The 22328-nt window shown below is 47.7% G+C and carries 16 protein-coding genes; 3 read left to right on the forward strand and 13 right to left on the reverse strand.

Annotation, left to right across the window (positions count from 1 at the left end):
• Positions 1-37: 37 nt before the first annotated feature.
• Positions 38-625, reverse strand: coding sequence for an RNA polymerase sigma factor (locus FN124_RS02075; protein ID WP_185937059.1), 588 nt, complete (start codon positions 623-625; stop codon positions 38-40).
• Positions 626-824: 199 nt separating this feature from the next.
• Between FN124_RS02075 and trhA the strand changes: the two genes are divergently transcribed.
• Positions 825-1469: a PAQR family membrane homeostasis protein TrhA gene (gene trhA, locus FN124_RS02080; RefSeq protein WP_221887715.1), complete on the forward strand. Its 645-nt coding sequence runs from the start codon at positions 825-827 to the stop codon at positions 1467-1469.
• Between the two features lie 14 nt (positions 1470-1483).
• Here the strand turns inward: trhA and FN124_RS02085 are convergent, their stop codons facing one another.
• Positions 1484-2359: an AraC family transcriptional regulator gene (locus FN124_RS02085; RefSeq protein WP_142683131.1), complete on the reverse strand. Its 876-nt coding sequence runs from the start codon at positions 2357-2359 to the stop codon at positions 1484-1486.
• A 99-nt stretch (positions 2360-2458) separates the two neighbouring features.
• Between FN124_RS02085 and FN124_RS02090 the strand changes: the two genes are divergently transcribed.
• Positions 2459-3415: an NADP-dependent oxidoreductase gene (locus FN124_RS02090; RefSeq protein ID WP_142683132.1), complete on the forward strand. Its 957-nt coding sequence runs from the start codon at positions 2459-2461 to the stop codon at positions 3413-3415.
• Positions 3416-3443: 28 nt separating this feature from the next.
• On the opposite strand, the gene FN124_RS02095 is transcribed toward FN124_RS02090, so the two are convergent.
• Positions 3444-5135, reverse strand: a complete 1692-nt coding sequence (locus tag FN124_RS02095) for a sodium:solute symporter family transporter (RefSeq protein ID WP_142683133.1) — start codon at positions 5133-5135, stop codon at positions 3444-3446.
• A gap of 145 nt (positions 5136-5280) precedes the next feature.
• Positions 5281-6162: an inositol oxygenase family protein gene (locus FN124_RS02100; protein ID WP_142683134.1), complete on the reverse strand. Its 882-nt coding sequence runs from the start codon at positions 6160-6162 to the stop codon at positions 5281-5283.
• Positions 6163-6291: 129 nt separating this feature from the next.
• On the opposite strand from FN124_RS02100, the gene FN124_RS02105 reads away from it, so the two are divergent.
• A complete protein-coding gene (locus FN124_RS02105) occupies positions 6292-7305 on the forward strand; it encodes a LacI family DNA-binding transcriptional regulator (RefSeq protein ID WP_142683135.1) in 1014 nt (337 codons plus the stop codon).
• On the opposite strand, the gene FN124_RS02110 is transcribed toward FN124_RS02105, so the two are convergent.
• Genes FN124_RS02110 through FN124_RS02150 form a run of 9 tightly spaced genes read right to left on the reverse strand, consistent with a single transcriptional unit; the run spans position 7300 to position 21770 of the window.
• Complete coding sequence (locus FN124_RS02110; RefSeq protein ID WP_260607307.1) at positions 7300-7956, reverse strand: DUF1415 domain-containing protein; 657 nt, start codon at positions 7954-7956, stop codon at positions 7300-7302. The genes FN124_RS02105 and FN124_RS02110 overlap by 6 nt on opposite strands.
• Before the next feature lie 7 nt (positions 7957-7963).
• The gene (locus FN124_RS02115; RefSeq protein ID WP_142683136.1) at positions 7964-9562 is read right to left on the reverse strand and encodes an IPT/TIG domain-containing protein; all 1599 of its coding nucleotides are present in this window, start codon (positions 9560-9562) and stop codon (positions 7964-7966) included.
• Between the two features lie 18 nt (positions 9563-9580).
• Complete coding sequence (locus FN124_RS02120) at positions 9581-10279, reverse strand: fasciclin domain-containing protein (protein ID WP_142683137.1); 699 nt, start codon at positions 10277-10279, stop codon at positions 9581-9583.
• Between the two features lie 18 nt (positions 10280-10297).
• Complete coding sequence (locus FN124_RS02125) at positions 10298-11767, reverse strand: RagB/SusD family nutrient uptake outer membrane protein (protein WP_142683138.1); 1470 nt, start codon at positions 11765-11767, stop codon at positions 10298-10300.
• A gap of 21 nt (positions 11768-11788) precedes the next feature.
• Positions 11789-15031, reverse strand: coding sequence for a SusC/RagA family TonB-linked outer membrane protein (locus FN124_RS02130; RefSeq protein WP_142683139.1), 3243 nt, complete (start codon positions 15029-15031; stop codon positions 11789-11791).
• 39 nt (positions 15032-15070) lie between these two features.
• Entirely contained in the window at positions 15071-16111 is a 1041-nt protein-coding gene (locus tag FN124_RS02135; protein ID WP_142683140.1) for a DUF5007 domain-containing protein, read from the reverse strand.
• Between the two features lie 2 nt (positions 16112-16113).
• Positions 16114-17256 carry a carbohydrate-binding protein gene (locus FN124_RS02140; RefSeq protein WP_142683141.1) on the reverse strand — a complete coding sequence of 381 codons (1143 nt, stop codon included), beginning with the start codon at positions 17254-17256 and terminating at the stop codon, positions 16114-16116.
• 12 nt (positions 17257-17268) lie between these two features.
• A complete protein-coding gene (locus tag FN124_RS02145) occupies positions 17269-18753 on the reverse strand; it encodes a RagB/SusD family nutrient uptake outer membrane protein (RefSeq protein WP_185937060.1) in 1485 nt (494 codons plus the stop codon).
• Positions 18754-18770: 17 nt separating this feature from the next.
• The gene (locus FN124_RS02150; protein ID WP_142683143.1) at positions 18771-21770 is read right to left on the reverse strand and encodes a SusC/RagA family TonB-linked outer membrane protein; all 3000 of its coding nucleotides are present in this window, start codon (positions 21768-21770) and stop codon (positions 18771-18773) included.
• Between the last annotated feature and the right edge of the window lie 558 nt (positions 21771-22328).

Below are 22328 nucleotides of genomic sequence, written 5' to 3' on the forward strand. Positions count from 1 at the left end.
GTGGATAAAAAAAAATCTGACCAGCCGGGGAGGCGGATCAATACAGCGACCAGATAAGGATCTTTATCTTTTTAATATTTGACCTGAGTTGCTTCATAGCTTTATAGAGTTGTGTTTCTACAGTGCGGGCAGATATTCCCATGATACCGGATATTTCCCTGGTCCGCAAACCGTCTTTATACCGGAGCTCCAATATAGCGCGGCATTTTGGCGGCAGCTGCCCTATGGCCTGCTGCACCTGCTCATCGCCGGCGGTGAACACCAGACTTTGCCGGCCCTTTTCGGGGTCGTACCAGGCTGCTTCTTCCAGGGAAAGGGTAGTAAGGGCGGCATCTACATAACGGCGATGCACCATCTGGTGCCTTAAATGATCCACACAGCTGTTGTGAACAGAACGGAAAAGATAGCCCTGCAGGCTTTGCCGTATATCGCCGGCGGAGCCTTTATGCTGTAATTGTATAAATACATCCTGCACAATATCCTCCGCAGCCTCTTTCGTCACAAATTTACACGCATACCCAAGCAGCCGGGGGTAATACAGGCGGAACAATAAACCCAGCGCCTCCCTGTCGCCGCGTTTCAATGCCTCTTTAATAGTGGCTTCATTTATTTCGTTCGTATCCACAGGAATGAAATGCTTTGAAGAAAATATTGGTGGTCTAACTTACGCTTATTTATGCTGAGAATCAACTCCCCCCTGTAAAACAAACCCTTTTATATCTCAATAGATAAACTCTATCCCTATACTGGCCAATATTAACTTATTTTTGCCCCGATACTGCATACGGATGCAGGAAGGTGTTAACATCAGAAAACTTAACCGGATGGCAGTTGTAATGAATGAAAAGGGGTATAGCCGTAAACAGGAGATCGTAAACGGGCTGATACATGGGCTGGGGATCATTTTCGGGGTAAGCGCATTGCCAATGCTGGCCGGGATTGCCGCCACGCACAATAATACACCAGGCATTGTAGGCGCCTGTATTTATACGTTCTGTTTTATTCTGCTGTTTACCAGCTCCACTATTTACCACCTCTCACAGGAGCCGGCCATAAAAAAACTGTTCCTGGTATTTGACCATATCAGCATTTACTTTTTAATAGCCGGCACGTATACGCCATTCCTGCTGGTATATATGAATAACGCCTTTGGCATTACGCTGCTATCCATCTTATGGGGACTTACACTGGCAGGCGTATTGTTCAAAATCTGGTTTACAGGGAAATACGATATTGTATCTACCATTATTTACCTGCTGATGGGATGGATCATGGTATTTGGCGGCCGTCGTTTTTTCGACAGCCTTCCCCTGCCGGTAATTGTTATGCTGGCCATTGGCGGTGGGTTGTATACGATAGGAGTTATTTTTTATATCTGGGACAAATATACCTATACACATGCCATTTGGCATTTGCTGGTGCTGGCAGCGGCTATCTGTCATTATGTGGCGGTATTGCTGGCCATGTAGGTATTCTCAACCGCTCATCCCCGGATGATAGTTTTTTCCGCCCACATTTTTTTCCGGTAGTCGGTAGGATTAATGCCGGTATATTTCTTGAATGTCCTGTTCAGATGGCTTTCGTCTGTAAAGCCCAGTTCATCCACAATTTCACTCATCCGCATATCGCTGTACTGCAGGCGCGTTTCCACCAGTTTCAGCTTGTAATTGGTAACATAGCGCTGTATGCTTTCTCCCGTTAACTTCTTCACATATTCACTGATATAATTCTGGGAGATATTAAACTGCGCAGCCAGTTTTTCAGTACGCAGTTTTTCCGGGTAATAAATATTCTGGTGGATGTAACTGAGAATATCGTTGGATGCCTCACTGCTTACCGGGCTCCTCTCCGGCGTAAGCAGTGATACATTTCTTGCCACGATGGTGATAATGGTATTTACCAACTGCTGCACCACTTCATTGCGCAGCGATTGCTCCCGCGGGTATTCCAGCATCAGCGCGTTAATGAGCGCCCGTACAATTGGCTTATCATCTGTATTCCTTAAAATACAACCTGGGAAATGATAATTATTATGGAAGATGAATTCCAGTTTCCTTGCCCAGTCGCCCAGGTTGCTGTACGTATTGCCCGTACGCTGCGCTTCCAGGTAGATACCGTTAAAACGGATAAACAGGAAACCGGTCCTGCTTTTTATACGGGTATACTGTATATCCTGCGGCATAAGCAGGAAAAGGTTTTCCGCCTCATACTCAAATGTATGCTGGTTATTGTGGAAGGCGCCGGTACCCTTCACAATATATACGAGTTCAAAAAAGTTGATACGGTGCTGCCCCATGGGGCAGGTATCTTCCTCGATATACATAATATCAAACGGCTTATACAAATTAACTACTTCCATAACCTATGATTGTACAAAATGTACCCTGATTCATACAAGGGTACAGCTACAAATTTATTGGAATTTTGATTCATCAAATCACAAAAAACAAACAAGGATATGAAAGCAATCGTATTAAAGCAAACAGGCGGTACCGGAAACCTCGGGATAAAGAACATTCCAGACCCCGTTATTAACGACCACGAAGTACTTGTACGTAACCATGCCGCAGCCATTAACCCCGTAGACGCATTTGTAAGCAACAATGAAGGCGCGCTGAAAGGCATTCTGCAACCGGAAGATGGCGCAGATATTATTCCCGGTTGGGATATTGCGGGAGAAGTAACTGCCGTAGGCCGGAAGGTAACACAGTTCAAACCAGGCGACGCTGTATTTGGTATGGTGAATTTTCCCGGTCATGGTAAAGCATATGCACAATATGTAGCCGCCCCGGAAAACCAGCTGGCGCTGAAGCCTGCCGGCACTTCCTACGAGGCTGCTGCAGCCGCTTCCCTGGCCGCTCTTACTGCATGGCAATCACTGGTTACCTACGGCAATATAAAGAAAGGCGATAAAGTACTGATCCATGCCGCAGCGGGCGGTGTTGGCCACTATGCCGTACAAATCGCGAAGCACTTCGGCGCGTATGTAATTGGTACTTCCTCTGCTGCTAAAAGAGAAGCCGTGCTTGGCTTTGGCGCCGATGAGCATATCGACTACAACAGCCAGGCTTTTGAACAGGTGGTAACAGATGCAGATATTGTACTCGATTCCCTGGGCATACCCGGTCACCTGGACCGCTCCCTTGCTGCAGTAAAGAATGGCGGGCGTGTGATCAGCTTACTCGTATTTTTCAGCGATGAACAAAAACAGCAGGCAGCAGCGAAAAACGTATATACGCACCGGTTATCCGTAGTTTCCAACGGGGACGACATGAAATCCATTGCTGCATTGCTGGAGCAGGGCCAGTTGCATTCCGATGTTTCACAGGTATATGCGTTTGAAGAAATTGACAAAGCGCATCAACAAGTGTCTTCCGGGAAAACACAAGGTAAAGTAGTGGTAAAAATACCCTGATAAAAATAACAAGCAAACAGCAACTACGTTACCAGAACCGCACATAAATAACGGACAACAACAGTAATATCGTTACTATCAAAATTACAGAAGAAGGCTTCAGTTTAAACATTTCATAGTCCAGCTCAAAAGCATTGGCGCTTACCTTCGGCCCTGCCAGGCTGATAACCACCATTACCAGTACAGTAGTAAGGAAAGACCATCCCAGGCTGATAAAGAAAGGTATTTCATATTCTCCTTTCGCATTGTGGAAGGCGGAATACAAAATGGTTTCGGGGCCAAAGATCTTTACGGCAATCTGGTTAAAGAACAGGGAAGCGGCAAAGCCGGTAATGATGCCAGCTATGGCAGCAGCGCCACTGGTCCTTTTCCAGAACATGCCCAGAATAAACGTGGCAAATACGCCTGGGCTGATAAAGCTGGAATACTTCTGTACAAAAGTATAACCGCCGGCACCGCCAATATCCAGCACATCGTTCCAGGTAAACAATACGCCTATCATGATAGCTGCAATAATGGTGAGCCGGCCGGTCCATACCAGCTTCTTTTCATCTGCTTTGGAATTGATGTATTTCTTATAAACGTCCAGCGTAAATATAGTGGAGATGCTGTTGGACTTACCAGCCAGTGAAGCCACAATGGCAGCGGTAAGCGCAGCAATGGCCAGTCCTTTTAAACCCGCTGGCAGCAGCGTTAAAATGGCCGCGTAAGCGCCATCTTTTTGCCCCCCTTCCAGCTGCGGCAAATGACCATGCTGATACAACACATACGCCACAATACCCGGCAGCATTACAATTACGGGCATAAGTATTTTAAGTAAGCCGGCAAATAAAATACCCGTGCGCGCGGTTTGCAGATCTGCTCCCAGCGCACGCTGCGTAATATACTGGTTACATCCCCAGTAGTTAAGATTGCTGATCCACTGCCCCGCAATGTACATACCAAATCCCGGCAGGATGAGATACTTATTCACATAGTCCTGTGGCGCGCCGGCAGCAGGCTTCTTCAGCATCATATGAAAATGGTCGGGCGCTTCCCGTACCAGTATATTAAACCCGGCCAGCACATCTTTCCCCAATCCGAATTTTTCACTTACCACTGTCAGCGCCATCCAGGTAGTGGCCAGGCCGCCAATGATCAGTACACCCACCTGTATCACATCGGTATAGCCGATTACTTTCATTCCTCCCAGTGTAATTACTACGGAGAAGATAGCCAGTGCCACCATTACTTCATGAAAATAGGCGCCCCCGAGTAGCCCGTTAATGGCGAGGGCGCCCAGATACAAAATAGAAGTGAGGTTAACAAATACATATAAAAACAACCAGAATACAGACATAATTAACGCTACCGTTTCATTGTAACGTGTTTTCAGGAACTGGGGCATGGTGTAGATCTTGTTCCTGATATACACCGGCATAAGGAATACCGCCACAATGATCAGCGCGGCAGCCCCCACCCATTCATATACCGATACCGCGATACCCACAAAAAAGCCATCTCCGCTCATCCCAATAAACTGTTCCGCTGAAATATTAGAGGCAATAATGGAAGCGCCGATGGCCCACCACGTAAGCGATCCTTCTGCAAGGAAAAAATTCTTTGAAGCAGTTACCGTTCCCTTCTTCTTTCTTTTATAAATCCAATATCCGTAAGCAGCAACAATTATAAAATACAACGCGAATACCAGGTAGTCTTTGACAACAAGTTGATTACTCATAAGTGGAGCGGTTGATCAGCAGTTTTTTTAACGTGGGTGGAAATACCTGGATATAATATAACAAATTCCGGCATGCGGAAGAAAAGGATTACCAGGAAAGACCTCAGCAAGTTGCCTCCTTACCGGTAATCCATCATATCACTGTCTAAAACTTTAAAGTGGATGGCAGGTATTTCGCTACCAGGTCTTCATAATAAGGTCTTAATTTTTTCCAGTCCGGTGGAGTGGGACTCTTGGAATACAGATCATACGGGTTGAAAAGATTTACCCATTTGAACATTTCGTGATCGTGCGCACTCATCAGGTGATCGTAGGCATGTTCCCGGTGCTGCGGGTAAAAAGAGTGATAACGCAGCATATACAGGGCTGGCTCAGGTAAATGATCCTTCATGATCTGGTAAATATATTCATCATGTCCCCAGCTCAGGTGCACATTTTCCAAACCACAGTTGGGCTCATATACGCCATACTTTGTATTATAATCCGGGTTATTGATATCCGGGTTATTTTTGAAGAATTCCGGGAAAACGATCTTGTCTGAGAAAGCGCAGCCTACAGGATAGGTATCTCCCACTACCGCCCATTGCGGTTCACCGAAAAGGCATAATACCTTGCCCATGTCGTGAAACAAACCGGTAAGCACCATCCAGTCGGGATGTCCATCAGCGCGGATGGCCTCAGATGTTTGCAGCAGGTGCTGGAACTGGTCCAGGTCTGTATCCGGATCGGAGTCGTCTACCAGCTGGTTCAGGAAATCGAAGGCATCCCATACCGACATTTCCCTTTTATTGAAAGACAAAAATTCCTTTTCCTTTTCTTTCACAAAGGCATACGACTGGTAAGTATGATTTAACCGGTAAAATTCGCGCACTGTATCACGGGGAGGCGCTTCATAGTTCCGGAATTCGGCAGTGTTTTTTTCCTTGTTGATATTGGCGGGATCCGGATACCTCTCCAGTAAATCATCTTCCCATTGATCCAGTGAAGTAAGTGGTGCAGGATTTGGCTGCCCGTTAACGTTATCCATAATATCAGATTTTAAAAAGTTCGTGGAAATAAAGGAAAATATCCTGCTCTAAATATGCGATCTTTTTAAAGATCTTCCGCATAATAGAATAACTTTATTTACTTAACCGATTAAGTAACACGGCCGTATATGGAAAACGTCACCATCAGGATGCTTGCGGAAAGATTGCAGTTATCTACTGCTACCATTTCAAAAGCGCTGAGTAACAGTCATGAAATAAGCGAAGAAACGAAACAGCGGGTACTGGCGCTCGCCACAGAGCTGAATTATGTGCCCAATCCGTATGCCAGCAGCCTGCGAAAGAAATCCAGTCATACTATTGCCGTGGTGATCCCTGAAGTAGCCGATAGTTTTTTTGCAGAAGCGATCAACGGCATAGAATCCGTTGCCCAGGAGAAAGGCTACCATGTGCTTATTTACCTTACCCACGAAAGTTTTGGAAAAGAACAGGCTATTTTAAAAGATTTCCAGAGCGGCCGGGTAGACGGGGTGCTTATTTCAGTAACTACCGAAACTGCTGCCGCCGCACACGGACTGGCGCAGCTGGTGAAAGAGATTCCCGTAGTATTTTTTGACAGGGTATGTGAAGAAGTAACGGCTGCCAGGGTCACTACCGACGATGCCAATGCCGCTTACAACGCCACTGCGCACCTTATTGCCGGCGGATGCCGTAATATAGGCCTGCTATCAGCATCCCGGCATCTTTCCATCAGCAACAGGCGGGCAGAAGGGTTCCGGCAGGCGCTCGCAGATCACCAGCTCCCGCTTACTGATACCAGCATCCTTTATTGCTCCAATGAGCCTGCCGAAACAAGGCAGTTACTGAAAACCGCCTTACAGCAAAATCATTACGACGGTCTTATTGCTACTACCGAAAAACTGGCCACCGCTGTATACCTGGCCTGTGAAGAACTTTCGCTCGCTATTCCCGGCGATGTACAAGTGATAGGCTTCTCCAACCTGAGCACCGCGAGGTTCCTGCAACCATCGCTCACCACGGTATCACAACCTGCCTTTGACATGGGCCATGCTGCGGCCACCGTGCTTTTCAAAGCCTTGAAAAGCAGCAGCTTTCCGCTGCAGGAACAGCAGCAGGTAATTCCATCTTCACTGATCATAAGAAATTCCACAAAAGCATTATAAACAGCTGTCACGCAGCATTTTCATATAGGCGCTACCTTTTTCACGGGCGAAATCTATATTTCTCCCGGGGATATTCTCCGGATGGGGATACTGGCTTAAAGCTTTCGCTATTTCCGCTTCCCGTAAAAGGTGCAGCATTGGGTAGATGGAGCGGTTGGTGTAATTGGCAGCGTCTTCCGGTGCCGTGCCGGCAAACTGGTACAGCGGATGAAAGCTTGCCAGCTGGTAAATACCTGTATACTTTTTCCGGCGGATCATTTTTTCCGCTGCCGCCACCAGGTCAAGATAATCATGAAATGCGGCAAAGCCGCCGGGAAAGATCAGCAATGTGGTAGATACAGCAGGATCCCTGTCCAGCAGCAAACATTCCTGCAACAGCTCCTCCCCTGCGCTGTACAGGGTTGCAGCACCACTTACCTGGTAATGGATACTGTTCTTCTTTACTTCCCTGTTGGCAAAAGGACAGAAGTTACATCCTATCACAATTTCCCTGACCCAGTTACGGGTTTGTGAAATTACTGTTGCAGCCTGTTCCGGATCATATACCATAGCGGTGAAGATACGGATAACTACCCGGTAACCAGGGTATTGCTGAAAATGATCACTGCCGGTACCCGCGCATATACGCAGGTACCGGCAGTAACCGGGCATAGTGTTTTTAAGGATAAGTAATTCTTACAAAACGGTTGGCATCACGGTAGTCGAACTTCGTAAAGGTACCTACTACCAGCAGCGCTTTCTCTCCTGCCACAGGCAGGATCTGTGTAATACCGCCGCTTTGGGCGTTCTGATCAAGCGTTACACCGCCGATGGTATTATACGAAGGATGGATAGCGCCTTTGTCGGTAAGTACGATCATATTGTTGCGAACCAGCCCGCTGAACTCTGAAAAGATGCCGCTTACAATTACTTCGCCCCCTGGCATTAAATGCGCATTGAACAAATAACCATTGGAGCCGGCGCCTACATCAAACGTAGGATCTACCACCCCGTTCTCATTGATACGGGCCACATTAACGCGTTTAAGCCCTCCAAAGGTATTGAAGCGGCCCACAATGATGAGCTTCCCGTCCGGTTGCCGGGTCATGTTCAGGATATTCTGATCGGGGCCTGCGCCTGCGGAGAAGGAAGGATCAAGCGTACCATCTGCATTTAAGCGCGCAATGCGGTTCACCGCCTGCCCGTTATATTTGGTGAAGGTGCCGGCAATCAGCAGCTTCCCATCGGGCAAAAGGATAGAACGGTTGATATAACCATTGGGGCCTTCTTTACCCATGTGTTTTACCAGGTCGTAGTTGTAGGTGCTGTCCAGACTGCCATCCGGCATTAAGCGCACCAATCCGTTGATCTGGATGGAATCAAGGTGAACGGAATCCTGTCCTACGCTGCCGGTAAGATTATAGTTGGGCTGTACATAAAAACGGAAAACACCGGTAAGCAGTATCTTTCCATCGGCCTGCACATGCATATTGCTCACCTGCCCGGAAATACCGCCTTTTAAGGAAGAAATGGTGATTTCCTTACCGGAAGGACTGAATATTTTATCTGCCGCCAGGGAACCGTTGTTGTTCAGCAGGGCAATACTGTTTACAAAATTTACGCCTTCATAATTATTAAAGGCGCCCGCCACCAGATATTTCCGGTCGGGGCCGGGCAACGCCGCGGCAGTGAGCACATAGGTATTGGTCCCGTTTTTCTTATCGGGCCCAAAACTGCCATCTACTTTACCATCGTGATTAATCCTGGCCACGCGGTTAAGCTTTCCTTCCTTACCGGAGTTATCGAAGTCCGTAAAATCACCTACCACCAGGTACTTCCCGTCTTCCACAGGAATAATATCCGCGATGCCTCCATTTGCGGCCACTTTACTGGGGAAAAGGGTATCCATCTGGAAAGTACCTGTTACCCGGAAAAAAGGCCCAAAGAAATACTGCTGGTCCACCTGTGCGGCCACATTGCCAGTGGCTGCCTGCGCAGGCACCTTTACACGCGCGGTAGTATCTGTAAGCTCCAGTATAGGCGCACTTACCCCGTTAAAGAGGATGGCCAGTTTATCCTTGTTTTTAAGAAATCCTTTCCCGCTTATCGTCACCTCCTCTCCTACACGGGCACGGTCCGGATTAATACCATTTTTGTTGATATAAATGGCTGGCTGCACCTGTTCTTTGTATGGATCTTCCCCCTTGGAGCTGATCTTATCTTTGGTACAGGCGCCTAACACTGCCAGGAGTATTATTAAGAACGTATATTTTTTCATACTGAATGCGTTAATGGATTATTGATTCTGCAGTTCCTGTTCCGCTGTTCTCAGGAATTCACCCAGGCGGAAACCGAAGTCGTGCCGGAAACTCAGTACATGCAGCACCCCGTTTGTTGGTTGTATATCCGATGTCATCACCAGTACTTTGGGATTGTTGGCAAAGGTCACCGGGTCGTAGGTGATATCTGTCAGCTGCATTACCCGTGCACCTACTGCTTCCACGCCGTTATAATTCTGGTAGATCAACCCGATGTTGAGAATATACCCGCTGCTCATTACGTAGTTAATACCCGGGTACGCATATACGTTTACCGGGTCGATACGTGCAAATTTGTTGGCCGTGTATTTACCCTTCATGATATACATTCCCAGGAATTTCTTCCATACTTTACCGGGTATATCGGCCAGCTTCACGCTGTCTTCCACCATTATGTGCCGGTATTCGTTCAGCAGGTCAATAGCTTCTACAATGCTCTGGTCTGTTGGCGTGAAGAAAGTAACAGAATCGTTCTGCAACATTTCTTTCAGGCCTGCTTTCTCCACCACATATGCCACCGTATCAAAAAGATCGGTATTCTGCACCAGGTAATCATAAATGGTGCCTTTATAATGCGGATCTGCAAGACCGCTGTCGATATAGTAATCCTTTTTACAGCCGGAAAATATCAGGCCTGTTATCAACAGGATACCGGCTAAGGTTAATAACTTTCGCATAGTGAATATTTTTTACAGTTATTGTATCCAGTATTGGTTCCTGGTGATCAGCGGATTGTTATTTACTGCGGATGTTGCAATTGGCCAGGTCCATGCACCTTTCTCCATCAGGTCCGGTGTGAGCGGGTTCTCTGTCAGGTTCTTGTTGCCAATCCTGCCGGTGCGTATCAGGTCATACCACAGATGTCCTTCTCCCATCAGCTCTTTTTCCCTTTCAAAGAAAATGGCCTCCTTCAGGGGATCGCCACCACCGCCGGCATACACTTTTGCGCCTGCGCGGTCGCGCACCAGGTTCAGCATTTCAATAGCTTCTGCATTCCGGTTGCCCAGGTTAGCCAGTGCTTCTGCCCTCAGCAGGATCACGTCTGCATAACGGAACAGGATGAAGTTGGCGTCATAGTCCCTGGTGATAGGATTGGTAATGGCGGAAAATTTCAGGAACATCGGCTTCTTTTCTCCTTTTTGTGCATAGGGATCATCAAACCAGAGATCCAACCGCTTGTCTGATTCGCCCCGTGGATAGATCCTGTCCAGGTGCCTTACCATAGGAGTAATTTCACTGTTGCCATTCAATCCGTCGCGGATAATAGGATCATGCAATGTCCACTGGCAGATGAGGAAGTGGAAAGCGCCTCCATAGTTGGCATCGAGCGACAGTTCAAAGATGCCTTCTTCGGAGCGGCCTTTGAAAATAGCCTGGAAGGTTTCCTTGGTATAAGGCAGCAGTTTGTACTCATGCAGGTCCATCAATTCTTTGATGAGATCGGCAGTCTGGCTCCAGTACTTTTGCTGGTTCCCCTGGTCAAAACCGGCGCACCACATATTGATATGCGCCATCAGCGCCAGCGCTGCGCCCTTGGTGCCACGCACGGCCCTGTTGGTGGGATCGTCGTAGGAGATCACCATATCGTCTTTGCAGCCTGCGAGATCTTTCAGGCAAAAGTCCAGTACGGTGAGCATTTTTTCGCGGGGCTTCAGCGTGATGTCATACGGGTCTGTTTGTAAAGGCACATCGCTGTACAGGCGCGTCATGTAGAAGTAAATAAAAGCGCGTATGAACCGGGCTTCTGCCACCAGGGCTTTCTTCTCCTTTGAGCTGAAGGCAGGATCTTCAATACCGGGTATCCTGTCTATACAAAGATTGGCGGTTGCAATAGCCTGGTAAAATAATCCCCAGTCGGGAATATCTTCAATGCCATCACCGCCGGCCTGGAGCAGGCGGTTGGCAGCCAGGTTGCGGAACCCGTTCTTATCGAACCAGTTCCAGTTACCGGGCCTGAAATCGCCCACATTATATACCACGCCGTTGGTAAATTTCTGCAGCAGCTTTGCATAGGCGCCGTTGATGGCCTTCTGCGCATCTCCTTTTGTTTTCCAGAAATCTTTTCCCGAAAGGGTATCCAATGGTTTTACTTCCAGGAATTTCTTACAGGAAGCAGCTCCCAGCAACAAGCAGAAAAGCATTCCTATTCTAAACCAGTATTTCATCTGAAAATAATTTAAGTATCATTAAAATTGAGCACCGATACCGAATGTCAGGCTGGTAGCGTTGGGATACCCGTTGATATCATCCCTTCCCAGCGAAGTCACGGTTTCCGGGTTTGGCCCTGTATATTTTGAGAAGATGGCTACGTTGTATGCAGTAAGATAAGCACGCAATACCCGCAGCTTTAACTTCTTCATAAAATCAAAATCACGGAACTGGTAGGCCAGTGTGATCTGGTTAATTTTGAAGTAAGAACCATCTTCCATCCAAAGGCTCTGATCCAGCCTGTTGGGCGCTACCTGCGCATCGTGGTCAAAAGACCCTACGATAGCGGGATGTGAAGATTTATCGCCGGGATTTTTCCAGTAGTCGATCTGGCTGATATCATACAGGTTGATAGGCCCGGCAGCAGTACCACTTGATCTCGATAACAGCTCAGGATACTGCAGGCGGAAAATCCTTGCGGCAATGGCGTTGTTCAGAATGCTGCGATCAGCCAGGAAGGTGCAGTTGATATTGAGCGACAGGTTCCGGTAGCTCAGCGTATTGTTCAACCCGCCGGTGAACATAGGCTCAGGGTTACCCATGATCACATAGTCGGCGCCATCCAAAGCATAGTCGCCGTTCAGATCCCTCCAGATAGGATCGCCTCCCTGGAAATACTGGGTACCCGGACCTTTAAATGCTTTGTAACGCACTCCCCTGATAGGATCTACCGGTACATCAGACGTATTGGCATAAATCCCATCTGTCTGGTACATGTAATTGCTCTGTGGATTTCTTCCCACTTTCAGTGCAATGCTCTGGTAAGTGTTCTGGTCTACGTTAATGAAGAGCTGAGAACCGCCCGGCAATTCGGTGAGCACCCCTTTGTTGTAAGCGCCGTTGATAGAAAAGATCCACTGGAACCCTTTAGGGTCACGGTTCATAACAGGGCGTGTAGTGATAGACAACTCATGCCCGTAGTTCACAATGGCGCCGCCGTTCACCTGCATTTTGCCATAACCGGTAGAATTAGGTAACGGGATATCGCGTACCAGGTTGTAGTTGTTCTTGTAATAGGTATCATAAATGATTTCCACGCGTCCTCTCAGCAGCCCCAGGTCTACCCCGAAGTTAAACTGTGATGATTTCTCCGGCTCCATGTAAGGATTGGCCAGCACACCGTAGTTAGGATTGATGGAAATAGCGTTATTATAGTTCTTCACACTTTCGTATGCGCCCAGTGAATTGAGAATGGTGGCGGTAGGGCGACTGTTAACCCCATAGGTTACACGCACCGATCCGTAATCCAGCCAGTTCCAGCGGCGCATAAGGTTTTCCTTATTGAAGTTCCAGCGGACGCCAACGGATGGATTTTTCGTATAGGGGTTGTTGATACCCGCCGATGAATTTCCGTCCAGCCGGTAAGCCAGGTCCAGTACGTACTTGGTACGATAGTTATAAGACAGGAACCCTGCCCATGAAGCCGCATGATACACATAAGATACCGGGGTACCATTCACGTTTATTTCACTGGCATTGTTCCAGGGGTTACCGGGGTAGAAACGCGGCGAGTAACCACGCGGCCCCCAGTAATAATCGTTCGGGCCGTTCCGTATATCCTTCACGTGCTGGTCGTCCGACTTGATATTCACTTCACTGAACACGCTGGCATAAATATTATGCCCCTTCTCCTGGTCGGAAGGCCGGCTGCTGTAGCTGTAGTTCACACCATTCCTGGTGTTCAGCTCATCGTGCCGGCCAACGAAACCGTATAAACCGGTTTGGTTGTTATTGGAAAACGATTGGTTAAACCGGTCTCTTGTATCTGTATAATAATCGTAAGAAGTGGTGGAGTTAATACGCAACCCTTTTATAATTTCATAATCCACATCCACGAAACCGCGGATATTGAGGGTATTGTTATCATCAATATTATTCTCATATCCGCTCAGCTGGGGGTTGCCAACAAAGGTAGAAGGGCCGGGCATCAGGGAAGATGTGAAAGAGTTTCCGGCGCCGTTGTTGGTTAACCCGCCGCCGTTACCCCGTTGCTTCTGACCCAGCGCGCTGAACAACTGCGCCCCGATACGGAGTTTCTGACTTGGCTGCATATTCAGCTGCATGTTCAGGCTGTATTTATTAAAGCCGGTATTTTTCAATACGCCCTGGTTCATCTGGTAGGCGAAGTTGGCTTTATAGTTCATCTTCGGGTTACCACCGCTGATCTGGACGTTGTTATTGGTATTCAGGGTAGTCTGGTAAAATAATCCCTGCCAGTCGGTGGAATTATTATAAAACGCATTCAGGCTGTCTGTCAGGAACTGGGAATTAGGATCTCCCAGCATACTGCGGGCTGCCTGCAGATCCCTGGCATTTTTCATGATGGAGCTGATACGATACCTGCGCTCCGCATTACCGCCAATGGTAGGCCGCAAAGGAGGCGGCAGGTTCACAAACAAACTACTGTTGATATCAATGATCGGGGTAGGTGAGTTACCACGTTTGGTAGTTACCACAATTACACCGTTAGCACCACGGGAGCCATACAATGCAGTTGCCTGCGCATCTTTCATTACTACGATCGACTCTACGTCTTCCGGCGGAATTAACGCCAGCGGGCCGGTAGCCGCGCCGGGCTGCAGCATCGATTGCGAAATACCTCCGTCGAAATCTACCGGCACGTTATCAATTACCAACAACGGGTTATTACTGGTGAGATAGGCGTTATCACCGCTTCCGCTTACATCCAGCTGGGAAACCCCTCTAACGGACATGGTACCACGAAAACCAGGAGCGCCGGAGTTATTCTGGATATTAAGCCCCGCAATCTTACCCTGCAGCAGTTCCTGGATGTTGGACACCGGAACATCCTGCAGCGCCTTTCCATCTATTACGCCGGCAGAACCGGAGGAGGTTTCCTTGGTACGCTTCTGGTAACCGATGATCACCGTTTCTTTCAGTGATTTATTTTCAGGGCTCATGGTAACATTCAGCGTGGTCACCTTTCCTACTTTAACCGTTTCCAGCCGATACCCGATGTAGCGGAACTGGATGGATTTTTCAGGATCCACCGTAATAGTGAAATGCCCTGTGGGATCGGTAACACCCAGGCCTTTATTATTTTTTATATCGATGATCGTTACGCCGGGGATTCCTTCTTTGGAAGCGGCATCCGTAACCCGTCCCTTAACGGTAACAGCCTGTTGGGCAAATACCGTGTTGCCGGCTCCTGTCAATAACAGGAAGAGAATTACCAGCGTATGTATGTACCGTTTTTTCATGGCACTAATGTTTTAATGTTTCAGAATACAGTTACCGGTTTAATCGTTGGTAAACTTGGGATTTACTTTAAACTTGAAGATTACATCCCAGCTGCCTGGCTCAAATACAGCGAACCCATAGCCAATGCCCGCCTGCCTGCGGGTACCATAGGAAACACGCTCATAGGAGAAAAAGATGCTGGCCTTTTCATTGATACCAACATCCGCCAGCACGGGGTAAGGACTGGTAACATCCCAGGTAACGGTAACACTGTCTTGTGAAAACTTCCGGTTAAAGCCAAAAAACACGTTCGTACCAATGGTATTGCTATAGTATCTCAGGCTATCCCATTGGGTGACATTAAAATTTGACATTTTAATAGGTAAGGAATCCTTATCAAAAAATTTAAAGGTGAGTGTATTCTTTGCAGTGCCTGTTTTAACAAAGTACACGTTCACCTGGTCGTTGTTGATCGTGTTGTTTTGCATATCCTGCACCCCAATAAGCGTAGGATGATTATACACCAGGTTGCCATTGGATTCCTTTTTCTGAAGCCCGGTGATATCATCAAACTCATAAGGCTCATATGGGCGCGGGCGGCGGAGATCCAGCTTTCTTTTCTGGAAAGTTTTCTGCCCGCCCTTGTTCTTTACCAGGATATCGAAAGTATACACGCCCTGTTTTATTTTGGAACTGTCGGTAGCCCAGAAAACAAGGTCGCCGGAAGTGGAGCGCATGTCAAGCACTGGTCTTTTCACCTGGAAACGTTTGGCTTCAATTTCCGCCACAGTTTTCTCGGTACCACTGTAGTATTCCTTCCATTGCCAGGTATTCACTTCTTCCAGCAGCTCCGTTGCAGGCGTGCCATCAGGCCGGGCAATGTTCTTCATCTCAAAAGTGAGCGGTTGTGTGGAATTGTCTGCGTTGAATTTTCCATAGAACACATTTGTACGTCCAAAATTTGCCTGGTAAGTATCACCGTCGAAGTTGGCGTTATTACTGAAGTGCTCTTTTTCATCGGGCAGCAGCTGCTTGTAACAGCCTGTTGCCATTGTTGCCAGTGCAGTGGCTATAAATAAAGTATATACTTGCCTTTTCATTGCTATGGGTTTATTTTGGTGAAGATGAGACGGTGCAGGTTCAGGTTTGCCTTTTTGATCATCACTTTCATCAGGTGTTTGCCTGCGGGCAGATCCGCCGTTCCAAAGGCTCCCTGCCAGGTTTGCCAGCCGCCGGTACCCTGTATGGGAATATCTTCACATACCCTTACTTCATCGATAGTGAGATAAATAAGACCACCGCCATTGCCGGCAATTCTCAGCTCTACTTTATATTTTCCTGCTTCTTTGATATCAACGGTATACCTTACCCAATCACCATCACTGGTCCAGCCAATATTGTAATTGCCGCCCGGGCTGGTGGACCCGTCGCCTTCCGAACAGTTTTCTGTGCCAGGGTCATCAGGCCGGTAAGTATGGCCGCCGTTAGGATTGCGGTAATTATAGGCTACGCCTTTCGGGCCTTCATCGTAATCTGCGGCATTCACTATACCGGGTATTTCAAGCGGGTAACCCAGGTAAGGCCCCTGCGGCGGCTCCAGCGATTTTGGATAGGCTTTCCCTACAAAAGAAGTGAACCCGAACACATGCCTGGTTTCCAGGATATGCATCAATCCATTGGTGGATTTGATGTCCACGTTCTGGGTAAGCGCAACGGACCAGTCTTTCGTAAACCTGGAATCATTTTTATCACTGTACTGCAACACGGCGGTACCTGCGCCAACTGCGCCGGAAGCATTGGTACCGGCGGTTTTCCCGTTCATTTCATGGCCATATAGGGATTCCAGGTCGCTACCGTCTGCATACCGCAGCGAATCGGCTGTTACCAGGCCGCGTACTATATAACGGCGCAATAAACTGTCCCATACAATAAGCGGTATGCTGTCAATTGTCCAGTTGCCTTTGTCGCCAAGCCGCTCCCTGGTAAAGTTCACATTACGGATAGCAGTGGTAATACTGTTGTCCTGCGGAACAAAAAAAGTAACCTGCTTACTCTTGAGCGTATCGGTAAGCTTTACACGGTCTATCAGTAATAACAGGGTATCATACAATCCTCCCTGTTGTTTGAGAAAATCATAGGTACTTACTTTCACTTCCGATAAAGGCTTTGCATTCCGGTAATCCTGCATTCCCTTTTCACAGGCAAAGCAAGCCGTGATGACCAGTAGTATTAAATATTTTTTCATGGCAGTGATTTGTTATTTCCAGAAAGAGTTTTGAACCAGTGCGCTGTTGTTGGCCAGCGCTTCCTGCGACAATGGCCAGAATGCGGCGCCCCTGTCTACATCCGCCTGCGTAAGCCTGGTATACTGCGGGATCTTTTTGAAATGTACCAGGTCATACCAGTACCATCCTTCTCCCATCAGCTCCCTTCTGCGTTCCAGCAAAATGGCATCCAGCAGTTCCTGCCCGGCAGTGGCTACATTTACATTTTTAAGCGCGCGGCTGTTACGGATCTGGTTCAGGTCTTTCTGTGCTTCGGCGGTTTGTCCTAACCGGGCTTTTGCTTCTGCACGAAGGAGGTACAGCTCTTCATACCGAAATACGATAATACAGGAGGAATACATTTTCAATACGGGATCTTTTACCGCGCCATTGATCTGTTTCATTTTAAAGAAGATGGGATAGGCTTCTTCCATTTTTGTGAAGAAATAAGTGGGCCGTTGCTCACGGGATTCATTATAGATCTTCAGTACGCTGTCTTTAGGAACATAAATTTCAGATTCCCTTTTTGGAATATAGGGTTCGCGGAGGGTCCAGTCTTCCAGTTGACCGGTGGAAGATATTTCCGCATGGTCAAAGTTCATATCCACCTGGAAGATATTTGCCCCGATACGACCACGGAAAGCGCCGTCCAGCCTGGTTAAATCATTCAGGCTTACAAAGCCGTAACCGGTGTTCGACTGGTTATTGATAACTGTATTGGCATACTCGAGCGATTTATCATACTCTCCTTTCCAGTTATAGATATGCGCCAGCAATGTATAGGCCATGCCTTTGGTAGCGGTGATGGAAATGTGATGCGATTCGCCCTGGCCGCGGTAGTCGCCTTGCTGCTCCGGCGATTTCCCATTGTATTTCCAGGGTAATCCATCAATACATGATTTGGCTTCTTCCGCAGCATAATCCAGTACTTTTTCCCATTTCTCACGGGCAATGGTTTTCACTACGCCATCAGAGGGAGCGGTTACCAGCGGCACATCTCCCCAGATCCTTACTATATAATAGTAAAGAAATGCGCGGATATAAATAGCCTGTGAACGGTCCAGCTTCATTTCGTTTTGCGAATACCGGTAATCGGTAGCAGTTACCTGTGGTAATTTTTCTATGGTAAGATTGCATTGCGCAATAGCTGTATAAAATCTTCGCCAGTCGCGCCATTCATCCATGGTGGTATAACTGGCGTTCAGGTTATTTTCAACTACTGCGCGCAGGTCGCCACGTTTGGTCGACTGAAAGTCGCCGCCGCGCAGGTCCCCATACACCCAGTGTGCATTTTCGTTTGCCATGGCAGCGCGCATCAGGGCATAGCAGGCAGATAAGCCCGCGCGTGCATCGTTCTTGGTCTGCCACATATTTTCTTCCGTCAGGGCGCGGTGTGAGGGCACATCCAGCATTTTTTTACAGGATAGCATACCTCCTGCCAGTAAGAGTATTACCCCAACAACAGCAATATTTCTCATGATCATGTTTTTTAACATCAGAATTGAAAATTAAAGCCCAGTGTAAACGTGCGGGGAGCGGCCCAGTTATAGTATCCCTCATCATAGCCGAAATAACTCACTGCTTCCGGATCTCCGCCTTTATACTTCGTCCACGTAAGCAGGTTGTTACCTGTGGCATAAATACGCAGGTGCTCCACACCGGAACGTTTCATCCAGTCTGTTTGCATGTTATAGGCTACTGTTAATGCACGGAGCTTTACAAAAGAGCCATCTTCCAGGAACAGGGTCTGATTGGGCTGATAGGCATATACGGCGCTCCATGGATTGTACTGCGGTATTTTGCTGTAGTCGCCTTCCACTTTAGACCACCAGCTGATCTCCTTGATCGCTTTCGGATCGTCGATGGCTTCCCTGTTGGCAAAATCAAAACGGTCGGCCAGGGCCTGGTTAATCACTTTGCGGCCAAAAGAATAGTTCAGCAGGATATTCACATCCCATGTGCCGTAGCGGAAAGTGTTGGTAAAACCACCGGTGGCGGCGGGCGACAAGCGGCCTTTCATTACCCGGTCAGCGTCATTGATATTATAGTCGCCGCTTAGATCTGTCCATTTAGGATCTCCTTTTTTCAGGGTAACACCCTGGTAGGTCATTTTCTTTCCTGTTTCCGGATTCACCGGCACTTCCTCATCGGAATTATAAATGCCTTCGTTGAGCAGCAGCCAGTAGCGGTCCACAGGTTTACCTACCAGGAAGCGCCTGTTGTTGATCACCAGGTCGGTAAGGCCATCCGGCAATGCCATCAGTTTATTCTGATTGGTATAGATGTTAATGCCGGTGGTCCACTGGAATTTCTTTCCTTTCACTACATCTGCATCAATAGCCAGTTCATAGCCATAGTTGCGGATATCCATTCCATTCTTTACAATGCCGGTATAGCCTTCTTCTTCCAGTGTAGGTACCTTCAATACAAGGTTACGGTCTGTTTTGGTGTATACATCCAGTGAAGCGCGCAGACGGTCGTGGAACAGGCCGATGTCAATACCACCGTTCAGTTGCTCCACTACCGGCCAGGAAGTACCGGGCACCACATAACCGCTGGTATAAGCAGCATTGATCACCGGGAAACCGTTGTAGGTCGACATATTGGGCACGCCGTTCCATCCTGCATCCACATTGTATACCGGGCCGCCGGTATACATCTGGTCCATCAGCAGCCGGCCTACGCGGCCCCAGCTGGCGCGCACATTCAGGTTGCTGAGCCAGGAAGATTCTTTCAGGAAATCTTCCTTATGCACTTTCCAGGAAGCGGATAAGGTAGGCGATATCAGCCAGCGGTTGTCGTTACCGAGGTAGGAGCTGCCATCTCTTCTTACATAAAGGGAAACAAAATATTTCTGATCAAGATTATAACCAATATTGGCATAGAAAGATGCCAGCCTTGATTCTGTAAAATCCTTGGTATTAAACATCAGGCGGAAATTACCAAAGCGGCCTTCCTTCTGATCATCGGTACCAGGCTGGTAGATCTTCACATAATCGCTGGAGCCTTTGTAGGCACGGCCGTAATCATAACGCCATTTATCCCATTGGCCATACTGTCCGAGCGTTATTTCCAGGTGATGCTTCCCGGAAAAAGTTTTGGCAAACTGCAGGGAGTTGTCCAGTATCATCCGCCTGCTCAGGCCATCGTAGTTAGACACATAGCTGTTACCTTCACCGAGTGCAGTAGGCACAAAGAAATCACGGAAGTTTTGCCCGTAGTCGATGGCAAAGCGCGTGTTCCAGGTGAAGTGCGAAAGAAAGCTGTACTTGGCGTTGGCAATGATGCGGGCGGAGTTATTTTTATTCCGGTTGATGGTATTATCCAACGCGGTATAATAATCCTGCAGGTATGCTTTGTTGGGTGACAAAGGCGCATCATAGTTAAAGAGATAATCCTCATCGCCGGCACGGTCGCGGATAAATTCATTACGCTTGCGGTTCTGGTTAGCCACCGAAATGTCTGTGGTAAAGAACAGGTTCCTTACTGGCTGGATGTTGATACCAAAATTCACGTCGTAACGCTTGATACCGGTTTTATCATACACACCCTGCTGTGATGCCTGCCCTATGCTGAAACGGAAATTGGCAAAAGGTGTGCCTCCACTTACTGCCGCCTGGATGCCTTCCGTAAACCCATTCCGCAGGAACAGGTCGTCCCAGTTGGCCGGGCCATAATAGCGGGCCTGTGAAGAATCAGCCAGGTAACGGGGGAAGTTGCGCCACTGTGTTTCATCTGCATATTTTTCATAGAAGGGCAGGCGGAAATCACTTTCATATCTTCCGTTCACCACGTCTACTGCAGGTTTAAGCGCCAACCCTGCGTAGGCATTCACGGATACTTTCATCTGTCCTACACGGGGCGCTTTGGTAGTGATGGCAATAACGCCGTTAGCCGCATTGGGTCCATACTTTGCACTGGCGGCAAAGTCTTTCAGCACTTCAATACTTTCGATATCATTGATATCGAGAAAGCCAAGCAGGTTGGTTTCCGTTCCCATCCTGTTGAAATCGAAGCGCTGGATGTCGTAGGCAAATGCGTGCTCCATAATAAGCGGCACCCCATCCACCACATAAGTGGGTTGCGCATAAAAGAGATCGCGGTTGCCCAGCAACAGGGAAGATGTGCCGCGGATAAACACGCTGTTGCGCTTACCCGGTTCCGCGGAAGGAATTCGTACATCCACTCCCGTTACCCTTCCTATCAGCATCTGGTCAATACTGGTATAAGGGAGTTTCTTCACTTCATCAATATCCAGCGGGGAAACAGCCCCGCTGGGATTGCGTTTCAGGAAGAGTTCATTGTTGGGGAAATAGCCCAGCGTGTCGCGGTGGGTAGATGTCACCTTGGAGAAAGCAAGTGAATCTGCATTCACACTGGAGGTATCCTTTTTATTCTTAAACAACACATTCTGTGCTTCTGATGAGGTAGTGACCAGGCACATTGCTGCAAAAAAATAAATACCCCTGTGCAGGAAAAAGTAAAAGTATTTCATACATGCAATATTTAGGAATGAGAATCCCAGGGCGTAAAAGAAGCTTTACACCACACAAGTTTTTTTTGACATGAACGGACATAGGTTTCCCTGTTCCCTCCAGGGAAATGTCACTGTAAATTAGATTCAGACCTACATCACGGCAGCTACAGCACAATATCTGCTACGCAAAATGTATGTTGCAGCATAAGCAGGTTGCGACAATAATGTTAACTGTAAAAAATCGCCTGTGAGTAGTTAGGGACAGCGTGTGCTCCCGCCAGGATGCATTGAACGTTGAGTCATGGAAACAAAGATTAATTAACGTGAAATTTTCAATCGATCTGTAATTCTGGTTTTCAATACTGTTAGTATTAATGCACAGTGGGGAAACTACAGCAAACACAGGGTCTTACTGGTCACCAATACTATCAATGCTCTTTAAATTCTGGTTGTTTATTTAACGCTACTGCACCAAATGTAATTAGCTAAATGGATTTTTCATAGTTTTTTTTGAATTATTTTTTAAAATTTAATCCGGAGGGGTGATTATGGTGCTTTGATCTCTATGATCCTTTT

Origin of the sequence: Chitinophaga polysaccharea (assembly GCF_902150045.1) — a bacterium.
In the GTDB taxonomy this organism is placed as follows: Bacteria; Bacteroidota; Bacteroidia; order Chitinophagales; family Chitinophagaceae; genus Chitinophaga; species Chitinophaga polysaccharea_A.